17 protein-coding genes are annotated in these 17,922 nt (G+C 60.9%); 12 read left to right on the forward strand and 5 right to left on the reverse strand.

Annotated features, from left to right (window positions below; all coding sequences use genetic code 11):
• Window positions 1-907: 907 nt before the first annotated feature.
• Window positions 908-1,930: a protease SohB gene (sohB, locus tag KGA88_RS10635; RefSeq protein WP_110662636.1), complete on the reverse strand. Its 1,023-nt coding sequence runs from the start codon at window positions 1,928-1,930 to the stop codon at window positions 908-910.
• A 201-nt stretch (window positions 1,931-2,131) separates the two neighbouring features.
• Between sohB and KGA88_RS10640 the strand changes: the two genes are divergently transcribed.
• The 5 genes from KGA88_RS10640 to KGA88_RS10660 all read left to right on the forward strand — a co-directional run bounded on the left by KGA88_RS10640 (window position 2,132) and on the right by KGA88_RS10660 (window position 6,679).
• Window positions 2,132-2,842, forward strand: a complete 711-nt coding sequence (locus KGA88_RS10640) for a histidine phosphatase family protein (protein ID WP_110662637.1) — start codon at window positions 2,132-2,134, stop codon at window positions 2,840-2,842.
• 64 nt (window positions 2,843-2,906) lie between these two features.
• Entirely contained in the window at window positions 2,907-3,221 is a 315-nt protein-coding gene (locus KGA88_RS10645) for an SCP2 sterol-binding domain-containing protein (protein WP_007976511.1), read from the forward strand.
• Window positions 3,222-3,487: 266 nt separating this feature from the next.
• Window positions 3,488-4,351, forward strand: a complete 864-nt coding sequence (locus tag KGA88_RS10650) for a LysR family transcriptional regulator (protein WP_223590749.1) — start codon at window positions 3,488-3,490, stop codon at window positions 4,349-4,351.
• Window positions 4,352-4,457: 106 nt separating this feature from the next.
• Window positions 4,458-5,603, forward strand: coding sequence for a sterol desaturase/SRPBCC family protein (locus KGA88_RS10655; RefSeq protein ID WP_223590766.1), 1,146 nt, complete (start codon window positions 4,458-4,460; stop codon window positions 5,601-5,603).
• On the forward strand, window positions 5,600-6,679 hold the full coding sequence (locus KGA88_RS10660) for an SMP-30/gluconolactonase/LRE family protein (RefSeq protein ID WP_223590769.1): 1,080 nt from the start codon (window positions 5,600-5,602) through the stop codon (window positions 6,677-6,679). The genes KGA88_RS10655 and KGA88_RS10660 overlap by 4 nt, the downstream gene beginning before the upstream one ends.
• Window positions 6,680-6,814: 135 nt before the next feature.
• Here KGA88_RS10660 and KGA88_RS10665 read toward each other — a convergent pair whose 3' ends face one another.
• Window positions 6,815-6,976: a hypothetical protein gene (locus KGA88_RS10665; RefSeq protein WP_181432128.1), complete on the reverse strand. Its 162-nt coding sequence runs from the start codon at window positions 6,974-6,976 to the stop codon at window positions 6,815-6,817.
• Between the two features lie 115 nt (window positions 6,977-7,091).
• Window positions 7,092-7,319 carry a hypothetical protein gene (locus tag KGA88_RS10670; RefSeq protein ID WP_110662011.1) on the reverse strand — a complete coding sequence of 76 codons (228 nt, stop codon included), beginning with the start codon at window positions 7,317-7,319 and terminating at the stop codon, window positions 7,092-7,094.
• A gap of 218 nt (window positions 7,320-7,537) precedes the next feature.
• Between KGA88_RS10670 and KGA88_RS10675 the strand changes: the two genes are divergently transcribed.
• The gene (locus KGA88_RS10675; RefSeq protein WP_223590772.1) at window positions 7,538-8,059 is read left to right on the forward strand and encodes a DUF4142 domain-containing protein; all 522 of its coding nucleotides are present in this window, start codon (window positions 7,538-7,540) and stop codon (window positions 8,057-8,059) included.
• Between the two features lie 36 nt (window positions 8,060-8,095).
• On the opposite strand, the gene KGA88_RS10680 is transcribed toward KGA88_RS10675, so the two are convergent.
• Both KGA88_RS10680 and KGA88_RS10685 read right to left on the reverse strand, forming a co-directional pair.
• Complete coding sequence (locus KGA88_RS10680) at window positions 8,096-10,207, reverse strand: PAS domain-containing sensor histidine kinase (protein ID WP_223590776.1); 2,112 nt, start codon at window positions 10,205-10,207, stop codon at window positions 8,096-8,098.
• 213 nt (window positions 10,208-10,420) lie between these two features.
• On the reverse strand, window positions 10,421-11,110 hold the full coding sequence (locus KGA88_RS10685; protein ID WP_007973313.1) for a GntR family transcriptional regulator: 690 nt from the start codon (window positions 11,108-11,110) through the stop codon (window positions 10,421-10,423).
• Window positions 11,111-11,250: 140 nt separating this feature from the next.
• Between KGA88_RS10685 and KGA88_RS10690 the strand changes: the two genes are divergently transcribed.
• The 6 genes from KGA88_RS10690 to KGA88_RS10715 all read left to right on the forward strand — a co-directional run bounded on the left by KGA88_RS10690 (window position 11,251) and on the right by KGA88_RS10715 (window position 17,922).
• On the forward strand, window positions 11,251-12,336 hold the full coding sequence (locus KGA88_RS10690; protein ID WP_110659202.1) for an ABC transporter ATP-binding protein: 1,086 nt from the start codon (window positions 11,251-11,253) through the stop codon (window positions 12,334-12,336).
• A gap of 1 nt (window position 12,337) precedes the next feature.
• Window positions 12,338-13,255: an ABC transporter permease gene (locus KGA88_RS10695; RefSeq protein ID WP_103393125.1), complete on the forward strand. Its 918-nt coding sequence runs from the start codon at window positions 12,338-12,340 to the stop codon at window positions 13,253-13,255.
• Window positions 13,252-14,040, forward strand: coding sequence for an ABC transporter permease (locus KGA88_RS10700; RefSeq protein WP_110659203.1), 789 nt, complete (start codon window positions 13,252-13,254; stop codon window positions 14,038-14,040). The genes KGA88_RS10695 and KGA88_RS10700 overlap by 4 nt, the downstream gene beginning before the upstream one ends.
• 14 nt (window positions 14,041-14,054) lie before the next feature.
• Window positions 14,055-15,116 carry an extracellular solute-binding protein gene (locus KGA88_RS10705; protein WP_110659204.1) on the forward strand — a complete coding sequence of 354 codons (1,062 nt, stop codon included), beginning with the start codon at window positions 14,055-14,057 and terminating at the stop codon, window positions 15,114-15,116.
• A gap of 125 nt (window positions 15,117-15,241) precedes the next feature.
• Complete coding sequence (locus tag KGA88_RS10710; protein ID WP_110659205.1) at window positions 15,242-16,438, forward strand: amidohydrolase family protein; 1,197 nt, start codon at window positions 15,242-15,244, stop codon at window positions 16,436-16,438.
• Window positions 16,435-17,922, forward strand: a complete 1,488-nt coding sequence (locus KGA88_RS10715) for an amidohydrolase family protein (protein ID WP_223590779.1) — start codon at window positions 16,435-16,437, stop codon at window positions 17,920-17,922. The genes KGA88_RS10710 and KGA88_RS10715 overlap by 4 nt, the downstream gene beginning before the upstream one ends.

The raw sequence follows: 17,922 nt of genomic DNA on the forward strand, positions 1-17,922 counted from the left end.
AAGAAGACACGGATTGATCAAACGAACTATGATTTTTCATGGACTCGCCCTCGCTGTCGTTGGCTGTTTAGACTGCCACCGTGGCGCATTGACGCCTCGGCTTGGGCGAGTCCATCCAATTACAAGGGACCGCGTCCGAGTCGAAATGATGTGAACGCCAAACTGTAGGAGCCGGCTTGCCGGCGATGGACTCCAGTGCGCCGCGTTTATCCGGTTTACACGCGTTATCGTTAGCGACCATCGCTGGCAAGCCAGCTCCTACAGGAGACCGCGTCCCGGTCGAAATGATGTGAACACCAAACTGTAGGAGCCGGCTTGCTGGCGATGGACTCCAGTGCGCCGCGGTTATCCAGGTCACACGCGTTATCGTTAACGACCATCGCTGGCAAGCCAGCTCCTACAAGGGACCGCGTCCTGGTCGAAATGATGTGAACGCCAAACTGTAGGAGCCGGCTTGCTGGCGATGGCCTCCAGTGCGCCGCGTTTATCCGGTTTACACGCGTTATCGTTAGCGACCATCGCTGGCAAGCCAGCTCCTACAGGAGATCGCGTCCTGGTCGAAATGATGTGAACGCCAAACTGTAGGAGCCAGCTTGCTGGCGATGGCCTCCAGTGCGCCGCGTTTATCCAGGTCACACGCGTTATCGTTGACGACCATCGCTGACAAGCCAGCTCCTACAAGGGACTGCGTCCTGGTCGAAAAGATGTGAACACCAAACTGTAGGAGCCGGCTTGCTGGCGATGGACTCAAGTGCGCCGCGTTTATCCAGCCCACACGCGTTATCGTTAACGACCATCGCCAGCAAGCCGGCTCCTACAAAGGGCCGTGCCCTACAAATCAGTGAAAGCCTCCAAAAAAACCGGGGCTAATGCCCCGGCTGGATGTTTTGCACGATCTCCTGCCCTGCTACCAGAAGCGTTGCTGGGTCAAACGGCTCCACCAACTCAGCAGCACGCGATCGACCGAGCCGCTGGCGGCCATGCCGATGCGCTCTGGCAGGCTTTTGCGTTCGGCGTAGTGCAAGTGATAGAGCTCGGACTTGCTGGCACGTTCAGCGAGGTATTCATCGCTGGTCTTGAGTTCGTCGACCAGGTGCTTGTCCAGCGCCGCGACACCGAGCCAGATTTCGCCGGTGGCCACTTCATCGATCGCCAGTTGCGGGCGATACCGCGACACGAAGTTCTTGAACAGTTGATGAGTGATGTCCAGGTCTTGCTGGAACTTCTCCCGGCCCTTCTCGGTGTTTTCGCCAAACACCGTCAGGGTGCGTTTGTATTCACCGGCGGTCAGCACTTCAAAGTCGATGTCGTGCTTTTTCAGCAGGCGATTGACGTTAGGCAACTGTGCGACCACGCCAATCGAGCCGAGGATCGCGAACGGCGCGCTGATGATCTTCTGGCCGATGCACGCCATCATGTAGCCGCCGCTGGCCGCGACCTTGTCGATGCACACGGTCAGGGGCACGCCGGCTTCGCGGATACGCGCCAGTTGCGAGGAGGCCAGGCCGTAGCTGTGGACCATGCCGCCGCCGCTTTCCAGGCGCAGCACCACTTCGTCCTTCGGAGTGGCGAGGGTCAGCAATGCCGTGATTTCGTGGCGCAGGCTTTCGGTGGCCGAAGCCTTGATATCGCCGTTGAAATCCAGCACGAACACCCGGGGTTTGGCTTCGGGCTTTTTCTTCTGTTTCTTGTCGGTTTTAGCCTGGGTCTTGCGCAGGGCCTTGAGCTGGTCCTTGTCGAGCAAGGTCTGCTCCAGGCGCTCGCGCAGTCCTTTGTAGAAATCATTGAGCTTGCTGACCTGCAACTGGCCGGCCGACTTGCGCCGCCCTTTGCTGCGCAGGGCCGCAAAGCTGGCCAGGACCACCAGGATGGCGATCACCAGGGTCACGGTCTTGGCCAGAAAAATGGCGTACTCGGAAAAAAACTCCACGGGGACTCCTCAAACGATGCGCGGCTTGAACGCGCGCGGGATACCTCCAGCATACCCATGCGCCGACCTTGCGACCAGCCGTGAAACCTCAGGCAACAGGCGTGTAACGGGCATTTCAAACAAGCGTATGTTTTTTCATTGACAGCTCACCGCCATCCTCATAACCTCGCCAAACCTTCAACGTACCGGGAAGACGCGGACGTGGGCAGTATCTATCTGATTCGACATGGCCAGGCCTCCTTTGGTGCAGACGACTATGACGTCCTGTCGCCGACCGGCATTCGTCAGGCTGAAATCCTTGGCCGTCACCTGGCCGAACTGGGGATCAGCTTCGACCGCTGCCTGGCGGGCGACCTGCGCCGCCAGCAGCACACGGCCAACAGCGCGCTGGAACAATTCGCTGCGGTGGGCCTGCCGGTGCCGATCCTGGAAACCGACTCCGCCTTCAACGAATTCGACGCCGATGCAGTGATCCGCGCGTTGTTGCCGGCCATGCTGCCGGACGAGCCCGAAGCGCTGAACATCTTGCGCAACGCCGCGCAAAACCGTGGTGAGTTCCAGCGTATCTTCGCCCTGATCATCGAGCGCTGGCTTGCCGGCACCTATGACACACCGGGGCTGGAAAGCTGGCTGGGCTTTGTCGAGCGGGTGCGGGCCGGCTTGCATCGTATTCTCGACCAGGCCGACAACACCCAGAAAATCGCCGTGTTCACCTCCGGCGGCACCATCACTGCCCTGCTCCACCTGATTACGCAAATGCCTGCCCGGCAGGCCTTTGAATTGAACTGGCAAATCGTCAACACCTCGCTCAACCAGCTTAAGTTTCGTGGTCGCGAGGTGGCCCTGGCTTCCTTCAACGGTCATGCGCACCTGCAACTGTTGAAGGCACCGGAACTCATCACGTTTCGCTGAGTCCGGACTATTGTGACCCTGGCTGTAATCACCCAGCTCTTATTACCCAAGAAAGGATCGAACCATGACCTCCGTAGCAGACGCCGTACAAGCAATGAAAGCCAAGTTCAACCCAGCCGCTGCTGCCGGTCTGGACCTGGTCTTCGGTTTCCGCATCGACGACACCAAGAACTTCTCGCTGATCGTCAAGAACAGCACTTGCGAGCTGCAGGAAGGCGAGAACCCGGACGCCCAGGTGACTCTGGTGATGGACGGCGAAACCCTGGAAGGCATCGTCGACGGTTCGACTGACGGCATGCAAGCGTTCATGGGCGGCAAGCTGCGCGCTGAAGGCGACATGATGCTGGCGATGAAACTGTCCGAACTGTTCCCGTCGTAAGCACCGGGCTCCCGATTTTCGGGGGCGTGCCTGCTGCAAACGAATCCCGCCCTTAGTGGCGGGATTTGTCGTTTTTGCCTGCTTGTCACTGTCCCTTGTGGCGAGGGGGCTTGCCCCCGTTGGGGCGCGAAGCGGCCCTTTAGACCCGCTCAAACATAGCAGGGCTTCGGATCGACGACTGCTTCGCAGCCGAACGGGGGCAAGCCCCCTCGCCACAAGTTCGGTGGTGCTCTTACAATGCGAGCACTTACACCACCGGCCACCCCATGGACATCGACCTCGCCCGTACCTTCCTCGAAATCGTTCGCCATGGCAGCCTCGCTGCCGCCGCGCAAAAGCTGCATGTCACCCAGACCGCGATCACCGCGCGGGTGCAGAAACTCGAGAGCCAACTGGGCAGCACCCTGTTCGTGCGCAATCGTGCCGGCGCGCGCCTGACGCCCAACGGTGAAGCGTTCGTGGTGTACGCCAATCAACTGGTGCAAACCTGGGAAGCCGCGCGGCGTGATCTGCCATTACCCGAGGGCTACCGCGACGTGCTGCACATCGGTGGCGAGGTGAGCCTGTGTAACCCGTTGATGCTCGGCTGGGCCGGCGAAATCCGCAAGAACATCCCCAGCCACGCCTTGCGTATGGAAATCCGTGACGGCGAAAACCTGCTGCGCCAACTGGAGTTGGGCGTTCTGGATGCCGCGCTGGTGTATCAGCCCGAGTATTGGCCGCGTCTGCAGGTCGAGCAGATTCTCGAAGAAAAACTGATCCTCGTGCGCCTGGCCGACAGGCCCGATCCTTATGTGTACATCGATTGGGGTGCTGATTTCCGGCGCCAGCACGATGCCGCCCTGCCGGAAAAAGCCAAGGCTGCCCTGAGCTTCAACCTCGGCCCGCTGGGCTTGCAGTACCTTCTCGAAAACGGCGGCAGTGGCTACTTCCGCACCCGTGTCGTACAGAGTTATCTCGACAGCGGCGCCCTGGAACGGGTGCCCAAGGCTCCCGAATTCAACTACCCGACCTATCTGGTCTATTCGCGCGATCGTGACTCGCCGACACTGCAACGCGCCTTCGACCTGCTGCGTAAAGTCATCGATTCCGACGAAGACTGGTCGCAACGCTGGGACCCGCTGACCTGAGACCGGTTTGCACCGGATCATGGCCGTTGTGTCCTTGAGGTTCAGCCCGTCAAATCATCGGGATCGGCTAATCTTAAGGAGATAACAAAAACGACAGGTGATTGCAGTGAGGCAGACCACCGAAGGATTCCGCAGCCGCTACCGCGCCGACATTCGTCCACTCTACAACCCTTGGCTGCATGGCGCTTTTGTCCTGGTGTTCGGGGCACTGGCGATCAGCGCGTTCTGGAGCAACGTGCACCAGGTGCGGCCGACAGAATGGCTGGCGGTGCCCGTCACGCTGCTGTTGTTCAACCTCGGCGTGTACAGGGTGCATCGCCATCTGGGGCATCATAAAAAGAGCTTCGCCCGGCTGTTTTATGCCCGTCACGCCGGCGACCACCACAGTTTTTTCACCCCCGGCCACATGACCTACGACAGCGCGCGCGACTGGCGGGTGATTCTGTTTCCGGCCTGGCTGATCGTGCTGCACACCCTCGCCGTCGCCCTGCCCCTCTGGTGGCTGCTCAAGCAATCGAATACCAACGTCGCCGGACTGGTCGGCGGCTTTCTTGTCCTCGGCTACCTGGCTTATGAAGTATTTCATGCCTGCGAGCATCTGCCGCCGCGCAACCCGCTCACGCGGTTGCCGTGGATCCGCCAGATGCGCCGGCTGCACGAGTTGCACCACCGCCGCGAACTGATGCAAGAGCGTAATTTCAACATCGTTTTCCCGCTGATGGACTACCTGTTCGGCACCCTTTATTGGGAGCCGGAACCTGCGCCGCTCAACCCGACGAGAACGCCCATGACCCGCATGCAGCATCAGATTGTCATTGCCGGACGCCCGATCGAAGTACTGGCCTACGCCAGCACCGTGACCCTCTGGCCACAATGGCACCCTTCGTCGCTGCATATCGATGGGCCAAAAGGCCCGTTGCATGCCGGCGCACGTTTCGAGGAGGACATCCGTGCCGGCGGCCGCGACGGGCACTTGAGCTGGGAGGTGGCCGAGTACCTGCCCGGACGGCGCTGGAGCGCCCGGGCCGAGGGTGATCATGGCCTGTCGCTGGTGGTCACCTATGAATGCGATGCCACAGGCGACAACACACATTTCGTCCGCACCCTGGAGTATCAATTCAGCGGTCTGGCGATGCGGATCGCCAACCGGTTGCTGCTCAAGCGGCGCATCGACCGGGAATCGGCGGCGTCGCTGCAGGCGTTGCGCGACAAGGCGCAGAATTACCTGGTGACCACAGGGGTCAGCGCGTGAGCAGAACCTTCAAGTGCCTGTTGCTGATCATTGTCGTCATCGGCGCCTTCCTGCTGCTGATGCCGACCAAGGTACGACCGGTGGCCTGGACGCCACAGCCTGCGCCATCCCTGTCCAGCGGAATCTACGCCGCGAATCAGCGGCTCAAGGGCGTGGAGCGCATCGGTGCCACCGACATCGACGGGCCGGAAGCCTTGTTGCTGGAAAACGATATGCTCATTACCGGCCTGCACGACGGTCGCCTGATCAGCACCAGCCTGGATGGCAAGACCAGGAAAGTCCTGGCCGATACCGGTGGCCGGCCACTGGGCCTGGCCCGGCATCCGAATGGCCTGCTGGTGATCGCCGATGCAGTCAAAGGCTTGTTGTCACTCGACGCCCAGGGGCGCCTGGTGGCCCTGACCACAGAGTCTGACGGCGTTCCCTTCGGCTTTACCGACGATGTGGCTATCGACAAACCGGGTCATTACGCCTATTTCAGCGATGCGTCGCGCCGCTACGGCTATGGTCACGACGGTGAGGCCGTGCTCGAACACGGCGGTGACGGTCGCCTGCTGCGCTACGACTTCCAGACCGGCAAGACATCGGTTGTGCTGGACAAGCTGGAGTTTGCCAACGGCGTGGCGCTGGGACCGGACGATGCCTATGTCCTGGTCAATGAAACCGGCGCCTACCGCATCAATCGCTATTGGCTCAGCGGCCCCAAGGCCGGTACCCACGACCTGTTCATCGATAACCTGCCGGGGCTCCCGGACAACCTGTCGTTCAATGGCCACGACCGGTTCTGGGTAGCATTGTATGCTCCCCGCAACGCCTTGCTCGATGGCACGGCGGCGCATCCGTTCGTGCGCAAGATGATCGTGCGGGCCATGACCGTCTTGCCCAAACCCGTGGAAAAGCGCGGGTTTGTCCTGGGCCTGGACCTTGAAGGCAAAGTGATCGCCAATCTGCAGGACGACAGCAGCGACAACTACTCACCGATCACCACGGTGCGCGAGTACGGGGACTGGTTGTATTTCGGCTCACTGAAAGCGCAGAACATGGCGCGGTTGCCTTTGAGCAAGGCATTGCAATGAGCAGTCCCCCTTCCTGAATTCACCGAAGCCCCCATGTGGGAGCGGGCTTGCTCGCGAAGGCGTAGTGTCAGTCGACATCACTTTTGAATGACCAACCGCATTCGCGAGCAAGCCCGCTCCCACAAGGGACGGTGTTCATTCTGAATCGACGTCGACACCCTCATCCTCCGGAAACTCATCAATGCCCGGCTCTTCCTCGGGATTGGCCGTGGTGTGTTCGGGGCTCAGCGGTTCGGGGTGAGTGGGTATCGGGTCGTAGCCACCCTGTTGTTCGCTTGGGTATTTGGGCTGGGTCATGAGGCACCTCGTTGAGAGCCGTAGCATCGGTCTCTGAGCATTCGAGGTGCCGGTTCGGTTTGCCGTTCCAACTTTTCAGCCACCGATCGTCGGTGGCAGGTTCGGTGAGGCAGGGCTACGAGCCCAGTTGCTTGACGATCTTGTCCTTGACCTGCAAACGCACCTCCTTGAGCTTCCTTACCATGTCATCGTTGGATTTGGCCTCCTCTGCCTTCACCACTTCGGCATCCGCCTGGGAATACTTGTTAAGCAGTGAATCCAGTAACGGATCCTTGGTGCGTTTCTGCTGGATTTCTTCCTTTGAGCGTTTCAGATCCTGATAAAGGTCATGGGGCACCGGCATGGAACACCTCCGTTTGTTGATCGGCAGCGAAACGCGATCTATTGCGTTCACCAACTATCAGAATGGCCTTGGTTAGGCGGTTCTGTCGACCACCTGTCAGACCAGCGGTGTCCGTTCGTCGTCCTGTCGCAAATGCGATAAAACCTTTGCCTGCGCCAGCGCCTCCACCGGTTAACGATCATTCGATCACCTTTTGAAACCTGCGTGGAGAATCACCTATGGACGGATTCAACGTGCGTCACCTGGTCCTCGCTGTTGCCCTTGGCAGTTGCATCGGCAGCGCCCTGGCTGCCACTTCCAATGATTTTGTCGACAAAGCCGCGGCTGGCGGCATCGCCGAAGTCGAGGCCAGCCGGATGGCCCTGGAAAAAAGTGCATCAGCCGACGTCAAGGAGTTCGCCAACATGATGATTACCGATCATTCCAAGGCCAACGATGAACTGGCCGCCCTGGCGAAAAAATACGACATCGAAGTGCCGGACAGCACGACACTGACCAAACAAGCCAAGGAAAAAATCCTCGATATGCGTGACGAGTCCTTCGACGCAGCCTATGCCGACAATCAGGTCAAGGCTCATGAAGAAGCCATCGAGCTGTTCAAGAAGGAGGCCAATACAGTGACGGACGACCGGGTCAAAGGTGCCACCGAGCTCAAGGGCTTTGCGCAAAAAATGCTGCCGGCGCTGGAAAAACACCTCGGGATGGCGAAGACACTTCAGGCCGCCCATCCAGGCAAATAGCAGGGCCAACAATGCGACCGATGTGGCAAAGGTTGCTTAGCCGCTAAGCACCGTGCGCACCATCTGCCTGAGCGCATCGGGATTGTAGGGTTTGCTCAGCAAGTGGGTGTCGGGGCTGAGCTGGTGATTGCGCGAGATGATGTCGCGGGTATGCCCCGAGGTAAACAGCACGGCCACCGGTGGCTCCTGCACTTTCGCCCAGGCCGCCAGGTCCGAGCTCTTGATCAGGCCTGGCATGACCACGTCGGTGAATATCAGGTCCACCGCCAGGCCTTCCAGCAACATCTGCATGGCGACGTCACCGTTGGTGGCCGTGAGGATCTGATAACCCTCTTCACGCAACAGTTCCACCACCGACACCCGCACGGCCTCATTGTCTTCGACTACCAGGATGCGTTCGTGCCCGCCCCGCTGTGACACACCGGGGCCCGGCGTTTCAGTGGAGGCCGCGCGCAAGGTGCGCGGAAAATACAGCTGCACCCGGGTGCCCTGCCCGACGTCGCTGGCAATTTCGATATGACCGCCACTCTGTTTGACGAAACCAAACACCATGCTCAAGCCTAATCCGGTGCCCTGACCGTCGGCCTTGGTGGTGAAGAATGGCTCGAACGCCTGGGCCAGCACCTGCGGCGGCATGCCGACGCCAGTATCCGTCACGGACACCCGTACATAGTCCCCGGCGGAGATGCCCTTGCCGGCGCAAAATTGGTGACCCAGGACGATGTTTTCCGCACAAAGATCAATCCGGCCCTCGCCTTGAAGGGCGTCACGGGCATTGATCGCCAGATTGAGAATGGCGTTTTCCAGTTGGTTGCGATCGACAAACACATTCCAGGAGTCTTCGGGTGCCGTCATTTGAACTTGAAGGGTTTCACCCAAGGCACGCAGCAACAGCTCCGCCAGGCCATCGAAAATCTGCCGCAACGTAAAGACCGCAGGCGACAACGGTTGGCGTCGGGCGAAGGCAAGCAATTGCGAGGACAGCTTGGCACCGCGCTCGACCGCAGCAATGGACGCCGATACCCGACGCTGCACATTGGGGTTATCCGGCTCATGGCGCGCGAGCAGGTGCAGGTTGCCGGCGATCACTTGCAACAGGTTGTTGAAGTCATGGGCCACACCACCGGTGAGGCCGCCGATGGCTTCGAGTTTCTGTGACTGGCGCAGTTGCTCCTCCGCCGCCAGCCGCGCCTCGACCTCTTCGGCCACCCGTTGTTCGAGGTTGCGGGTGAACTTGAGCAGGGATTCTTCGGCGGTCTTGCGCTCGTGGATATCTATCAGCACACCGGGAAAACGAAACGCCTCGCCCTGCTCATCGAACTCGCAACAACCGCTGGCGAGCACCCAGAGGTAACTGCCGTCGGGACGCTGGATCCGGTACTCGACGTTGTACGGTTCACCTGTCTCGACCGACAGTGTGACCCGCTCCTGGACCCAGCCACGGTCATCCGGATGGATCCGACTTTCAGCGATTTCCTGGGACAGGTCTTGCAGATCCTGCCCGGGTGGATAGGAAAACGTGCGGACGAAGCGCTCATCACCCGACAGTACGTTGGTTTTTATGTTCCAGACAAAGGAACCGAGCAAGGCACCGGCGTTCAGCGCCAGGCGCACCCGTTCGTTGTCGGCGCGGTAGGCGTCTTCGGCCGCCTGTCGCCGGCGTTCGGATATCACCCGCTCCGTCGTTTCCACCACCATGGCCATGACCCCGCCCGGGCGCCCGTCATCGTCGGCCACCGGACTGTAATAGAGGTCGAGCCAGACATCCTCGGGAACGCCATCGCGCAGCAATACCAGGACTTTATTGCGATAGGACAGGGTGCCACCCGCCAGGCAGGTATCCACCACGTTACGATTGAATTCGGCGACTTCCGGCCAGCCCAACTCCACAGCGGAGCCGAGCAGATACGGATGACGTCCACCGGCAAACTTCGAGTAGGCGTCGTTGTAGATCATGTACCCGGACTGGCCCCAGAGCATGACCATCGGCAACGGCGAGGCGAGCATCAACCGCACCGCACTGTTCAGGCTCTTGGACCATGAGTCGAGCGGGCCGAGTTCGGTCAGGCTCCAGTCGAACGCACGAATGCGCCCGGCCATTTCGCCATTCCACCCGGCACACCCGTGGCTATCCGCTAGAAACTGCATCGGCTGGCTCTATCCCGGAAATTGCACCCGTTTGTTTCGAGCATTTCGGACGCGATTCGTTTCATAGAGGTATAGCTGATTCTCGCGGGCCACCGGAGATCCCCTGTAGGAGCGGGCTTGCCCGCGAAGGCGTCGGCACACCAAAAGAATATGGCGACAGGAACACCGCTATCGCGGGCAAGCCCGCTCCTACAGTTTGGTCTTCAGCGGGGTCTAGACCTCAATCAAATGCTTGAGCGGGTTGTAACTGCTTTTCAGGGTCGCCGCGACATCCAGGATGGCCTTCTCGATACCATTCAAGTGCATGCAGGTCAGCTCGATGGCTGCGCTCTGGTTGCCCGCTTCGATGTATTCGATCAGCCGCAGGTGTTCATCGTCGCGACAGGCCTCATGGCTGTCGTCATCCAGCGCGGCGGCATACAGCGACGCCCGGGAAATCAGCTTCTGGAACCAGTCGAGCAGCACCGGGTTGTTCAGGCTGCGGGCCAGTTTGATGTGGAACTCGCCGAGCAGGTGAATCAGCCGTTCGTGGTCGCCGCTTTGATGCGCTTCATCTTCGAGCAGCAAATGATCGCGCAGGTCCTGGGTCACCGCCGTATCGCGACGACGGCACAGTTCACTGACGATACCGATCTCGACCAGACGCCGGGTTTCGAACAGCGAGCGGATCTCCTCGTCACTGGGCAGCGATACCGATGCACCTTTATTGGGCTCGGTGGTGACCAGTCCGTCGGCTTCCAATTGCTTGAGCGCAGCTCGCACAGACGTGCGGCTGACATTGAACAGCTCGGCCAAAGAAGCTTCGCCAAGCTTCATTCCCGGACGCAACGAGCGCTTGCTGATCGCCTCGTAAACCCCTTGGTAGACGCGGTCGACCGTGGTTTCCAGTTTCTTTTCCGTCATTCATCAACTCCTGGCGCCCTGTGCAACCAACCCTGGCGAATGAACAGCCTATGAAAAAGGGGCTTGCACGGGCAGATTAATCCGGGTATTTCTAAATTGCATCCAGATTTTGCATACAATAATTAGAGGAATGCACCATTATGGGTCATCCAGTTGCAATTGAAGTGCGAAACGTCTCAAAACGATATTCCGACGATCCAGGCTTGGCACCCGCCCTGGACAACGTCTCGGTCGACATTGCCGACAACGAATTCTTCACCCTGCTCGGCCCCTCAGGCTGCGGCAAGACCACCCTGTTGCGCACCATCGCCGGCTTCGAGCACGTCAGCGAAGGTGAGATCCGCCTTGCGGGCGAGCCGGTCAACGATTTACCGCCGTTCAAGCGTCGGGTCAACACGGTGTTCCAGAGTTACGCGCTGTTTCCGCACATGAGTGTCGCGCAGAATATCGCCTTCGGCCTCGAGATGCAGGGCCTTGATCGCAAACTGATCCCCCAGCGCGTCAATGAAATGCTCGCACTGGTGCAAATGCAGCACCTGGCCAAGCGCAAACCGGCCGAACTGTCCGGCGGCCAACAGCAGCGGGTGGCTCTGGCCCGGGCCCTGGCGCCGAAGCCAAAAGTGTTGTTGCTGGACGAACCGCTGTCGGCGCTGGACCTCAAGCTGCGCAAGGAAATGCAGGTCGAACTCAAGCGCGTGCAGAAAGAAGCCGGGATCACCTTCATTTTCGTCACCCACGACCAGGAAGAAGCGCTGACCCTGTCTGATCGCATCGCCGTGATGTCCGCCGGCAAGATCCTGCAAATCGGCACGCCCAACGATATCTACGAGCGGCCGCAACACCAGTTCGTCGCGCAGTTCATCGGCGACATCAATTTCCTTCCCGGCCACCTCAAGCGTGGCCAGCAGAACGAAAAGCTTTTCGTGCCCAACGGCATGCCAGTGGAGATCCCCTGCCCGGCCCAGGGCTTTGACGGCAGCAAGGTGCAACTGGCGTTCCGCCCCGAGCGTTCGCAACTGGTCGAGCCGACGCAGCCACATCATCTGCGCGGTGTGATCGAGGCCGTGCTGTATGTCGGCACGGCCACGCTCTACCAATGCCGCCTGAACAACGACATCAAGGTCATGCTGCGCGAGAACAACGAAGGCCTGAACCACGGCCGGGTGGTGGGTGATCGCGTCGCGGTCCACCTGCCGCCCCATGCCTGCCTGCTGATGGAGGCCTGAGATGAGCGTCAGCAGCACTTCCCCGGCCCTCAACCGTGCGCTGTTGCTCAGCCCGGTGGTTTTGACCCTGCTGGCCCTGATCGCCATTCCGTTGGGCATCATGGGCTACATCAGCCTGTTGCCGCGCAACGTCTATGGCGGCGTCGACTGGCAGGCCAACTGGCAATTGCAAAGCTACGTGCAGCTGTTTTTCCAGGAAGGCTTCGACGGTGAACTGGAGTTGAACTGGGTCTACGCCCAAGCGTTGTTGCGCTCGGTGTTCCAGGCCGGTGGCACCACGGTCCTGTGTTTCCTGTTCGGTTTCCCGGTGGCGTTGTGGATGTCGAGCCTGACACCGCGCCGACGCAACCTCATGGTATTGCTGATCACCATCCCGTTCTGGACCAACCTGCTGATCCGCAACTACGCCTGGCTGATCATCCTGCGCGAACACGGCTGGGTGGCCCAGAGCCTCAACGCGCTGTTCCCGCAGGCCGGTGGCATCACCCTGCTCTACAACGACTTCGCGGTCAGCGTCGGCCTGGTCTACAGCTTCCTGCCGTTCATGATCCTGCCGATCTACTCGACCCTGGAAAAACTCGACTGGCGCCTGGTAGAGGCGGCCTACGACCTGGGCGCCAATCGCTGGCACGCGTTGCGCCGGATCATCCTGCCGCTGTCGATGCCAGGGGTGATTGCCGGTGCATTGCTGGTGTTCGTGCCGAGCCTGGGTGCCTTCATTACCCCGGCGATCCTCGGCGGCGGCAAGACGCTGATGATCGGCAACCTGATCCAGCAGCAATTCGGCACCGCGCGCAACTGGCCGCTGGGCAGTTCGCTGTCGTTCCTGTTGCTGGGGATCATGTTGCTGTCCCTGGTGCTGTACGCCCTCTATAGCCGCAAAGCCGCCAAGACCCAACGCCCAGGAGCCCAAGCATGATTGCCCTGCACCTGAAGAAACTGCCGCTGACCCGTGAAGTCAGCCTGCTGATCCTGGCCTATCTGTACCTGCCGATTTTCGTGCTCATTGCCTACAGCTTCAACGCCAACCGCTCGGCGACGGTGTGGACCGAGTTCTCGTTCGCCTGGTACGGACGCATCCTGGCCAACCCGTCGATCCAGACCGCCGCGCTGAACTCGATCATCGTTGCCAGCATCGCCACGGTCTGCGCCACGGCGATTGCCCTGCTCGCGGCGCTGGCAACGTACCGGCCGTTCTACGGACAGAAAATGGTCGAGGGCGGGATCAACCTGCCGCTGATCCTGCCGGAGATCGTCACGGCCGTGGCCACCCTGCTGCTGTTCATGGCGCTGGGGATCAAGCTCGGCCTGCTGACGGTGATCGTCGCCCACATCGGTTTCTGCATTCCCTTTGCCTACCTGCCGATTCGTGCGCGACTCAACGACCTGGACAAGAGCCTGCTGGAAGCGGCGAACGATCTGTACGCCAACCCATGGCAGGTGTTTCGCCGGGTGACCTTGCCGTTGCTGTGGCCGGCGGTGCTGTCCGGTTCGGTGCTGGCATTCGTGGTCAGCCTCGACGATTTCATCATGACCTTCTTCGTCGCCGGGCCGGGTTCGACCACCCTGCCGGTGTACATCTTCTCGGCGATCAAGGCCGGCGTGACGCCGGAGATCAACGCGATCTCGACCCTGATGCTGGTGATTTCCATCGTGCTGGTAGTACTGGCCTTCTGGCTGGGGCAGCGCGGCAAAAACCAATGATCCTGGAGCAAAGCATGAAAACAAAAAGCATGTGTTTCGCTGTAGCCGGTCTGGCCCTGAGTTGCTTCACCGCAATCACTGCGTTCGGCGCTCAGGCCGCCGAGCCCAAGGAGCTGTTCTTCTACAACTGGACCGACTACTACCCGGTCGAGCTGCTGGCCAAGTTCGAAAAGGAGACCGGGATCAAGGTCACCATGGACGGCTACGACAGCAACGAAACCCTGCTGGCCAAGCTGCAGGCCGGCGGTGCGGCGTATGACGTGATCGTGCCGTCGCAATCGATCATGCGCACGCTGATCAACCAGGACCTGCTGCTGGAAATCGACGCCTCGGCCCTGCCCAACTTTCAGTACGTGAAACCGGCGTTCCGCGACCCGAGCTTCGACCCGGGTCGCAAATTCTCGGCGCCGTACCTGTGGGGCACTACCGGCTTCTCCTATGACAGCGCGCGAGTGCCCGGCGGCAAGCTCGACGACTCGTGGAAAGAGTTCTTCGAACCACGCAAGGAACTGCAAGGCCAACTCGCCGCCCTCGACACCTCCAGCAGCGTGATCAACGCCGCCAGCCATTACCTGAATGTCGACGAGTGCAGCGAAAACCCGCAGGACGCCAAGCGCATCCTCGAACTGCTGCAAAAACAGAAACCCTTCCTGAAGATGTACAGCTCGGACAACACCGTCGACCGCATGGCCTCCGGCGAGGTGATCATGATGCAGAACTGGAACGGCTCCACTGCCCGGGCCACCTTGCAGAAGAGCACCATCAAGTACGTGTATCCGAAGGAAGGCCTGGCGATGTTCCAGGACAACTTCGCCGTGCCGAAAAGCGCGCCACACCCCGGCAACGCGAAGATCTTCATCGACTGGATGATGAAACCGGAAAACGCCGCTGCCGTCTCCAACGCCATCGCCTACGACAACGGCATCCAGAGCGACAAGCTGATCGACGCCAAGTGGCGAGTGATGGACGCCATCAACATGCCCGACGAATTCGCCTCGCGCCTGCGCCCTGAGAAGGAGTGCAGCAACAAGGCACGCGAACTCCAGGACCGGATCTGGGCGAAGCTCAAGGGCTGATCCGAGACCGAGTCGCGGCCTTCGCGAGCAAGCCCGCTCCCACATTTGAAATGCATTCCATTGTGGGAGCGGGCTTGCTCGCGAAGAGGCCAACACAGACACCAGAGAATTCATTGAGGTTACTCATGACCCAACCCCGCTGGCTGCGCAACGTGCGCCCCTACGGCTCTACCGCCGAAGACCTGCTGATCGAAAACGGTCGCTTCACCCAACGCCGCCCCGCCTCGACCACCGAGCTGCTCCCCACCGACATCGACGGCCAGAACCATCTGCTCACCCCGCCACTGGTGGAAAGCCACGTGCACCTGGACAAAACCCTCTGGGGCCAGCCCTGGCGCCCCAACAGCGCCGGCCCGACCCTCAAGGACTACATCGCCAACGAACGGCGCATCCTGCGTGAAGTCACCACCCCGATTGCGCAACGCGCCGGCGCCCTGCTGGAAAACTGCATCGCCCGTGGCTCGCTGACCATGCGTTGCCACGTCGACATCGACCCGGAGTTCGGCCTGCGCCATGTCGAGGCCATGCAGCAACTGCGCGAACACTACCGCGACCTGATCGACCTGCAACTGGTGGTGTTCCCGCAGACCGGCCTGATCAGTCGCCCCGGCACCGCCGAACTGATGCGCGAAGCCATGGCCCTGGGCGTGGAGAACGTCGGCGGCCTGGACCCGTGCGGCATCGACAACGACCCGATTGCGCAACTGGATTTCGTGTTCAAACTGGCCAGCGAATTCGACCGTGGCGTCGACATCCACCTGCACGACAAGGGTGAACTGGGCCTGTGGCAGATCGCCCTGATCGCGGACTACACCGAGCGTTTCGGCCGCCAAGGCCGGGTGATGATCAGCCATGCCTACTGCCTGGGGATGCTGCCATGGAGCCAGGTCAAACCGGTGGCCGAGCGCCTGGCAGCGCTGGGCATTTCGCTGATGAGTTCGGCCCCGGCCGATTGCGCGGTGCCGCCGTTCCTGGCCCTGCGCGAAACCGGCGTGAATGTGTGCCTGGGTTCGGACGGCATACGTGATGCCTGGTCGCCCATGGGCAACGGCGACATGCTCGAACGGGCGATGCTGCTGGCGTTCCGCTTCGACCTGAACAAGGACGAAGAACTGGCGGCGGCGTTCGCGGCGGCGACCGTCAACGGCGCCCAGGCGCTGGGTTGCCAAGCCAATCGCGTGGAAATCGGCCAGCCGGCGGACTTCCTGCTGATGCCAGTGCAAACCCTGGGTGAGGCAGTCGTCTCGCGGCCACAGCGCCAGGTCTATCGCGCGGGCCAATTGATCGCCGCGGGTGGTCGTCTGCTGGACAGCCGCCTGTGAAGCGCATTGGCTTGCGAGCCAGTTGCGTGGTCGGCTTCGACGGCACCCGGCATGTGCTGTGGCGCGACGGCGAAGTGGTGTTCGCAGGCTCGCGCATTGAGTTTGTCGGGCGCGGTTATCCGGGGCCAGTGGATCAATGGATCGATTACGGCAATGCGCTGATCGGCCCCGGCTTCATCGATCTGGATGCCCTCGGCGATCTCGACTCCACGGTGCTGACCCTGGACAACGGCGACGAGCGCGACATGGGCCGGATGTGGTCGGCGCAATATCTGGCGCGTGGATCGCGGGAAACCTACACCCCCGAAGAAGAAATCTTCAAATACCGCTACGCCTTCACGCAACTGATCCGCAACGGCATCACCACGGCCATGCCGATCACCTCGGTGTACTACCGCGAGTGGGCCGAGACCTACGACGAATTTGCGGCAGTAGCCGGTGTGGCAGCCGAACTCGGGCTGCGCACTTACCTCGGTCCCTGCTACATGAGCGGCATGAGTTACTGGCGCGCCGATGGCACCCTGGCGCACCACTGGGACGAAACCCGGGGCATGGCCGGACTCGATGCCGCCGAACGGTTTTTCCACGATTTCGACGGTGCGAGCAACGGCCTGATTCGCGCTGCGCTGCTGCCCGATCGCATCCAGACCTGCACCCCGGCGCTGCTGCAACGCACCGCTGCCCTGAGTCGGGAACTGAATGCGCCGGTGCGTCTGCATTGCTGTCAGGGCCAGGGTGAAGTGGCGATGGTCGAGCAACTGCGCGGCACCTCGCCACTGGGCTGGTTGCAGCAGCTTGAGCTTTTGACCCCGCGCAGCCTGTTGCCCCATGGCATTTACACCCGCGGCGATGACGACCTGCAACGCGTGGTCGATGGCGGCGCCAGCCTGGTGCATTGCCCCGTGGTGTTTGCCCGGGATGGCGAGGCGCTGAACTCGTTCGGACGCTATCGGGCCAAGGGCATCAACTTCGCCCTGGGCACCGACACCTGGCCGGCGGACTTGCTGGACAACATGCGCCAGGGCCTGAACATCGCTCGCCTCATGGAGGGCGGTAACGACCTGATCAGCACACTGGATATGTACAACGCTGCGACCCTGGGCGGTGCCAAGGCATTGGGCCGCGACGATATCGGTCGCCTCGCGCCTGGCTGCAAGGCCGACATCACGGTGTTCAACCTGCGCGGGATGCACCTGGGACCGCTGTTCGATCCGCTGAAAAACCTGGTGCTGGCCGGGCGCGGTGATGACTGCATCGCCAGCTACATCGACGGCCGTTGCGTGATGCAGGACGGTCAGGTCGAAAACGTCGACTACCCCGCCCTGCAACGCCAGGCCCAACGCCAATTCGAAAAACTGATGCGCAGCCACAGCGACCGGGCCTTCGGCCAGCCGGACTGGAAAAGCCTGTTCCAACCGGCCATCCCGTTTGCCGACGGCTACAGCGCAGACACACCACTGAGTGCGATTGACCCTCTCCTTTAG

It is taken from the genome of Pseudomonas sp. A-R-19 (assembly GCF_019956575.1).
In the GTDB taxonomy this organism is placed as follows: Bacteria; Pseudomonadota; Gammaproteobacteria; order Pseudomonadales; family Pseudomonadaceae; genus Aquipseudomonas.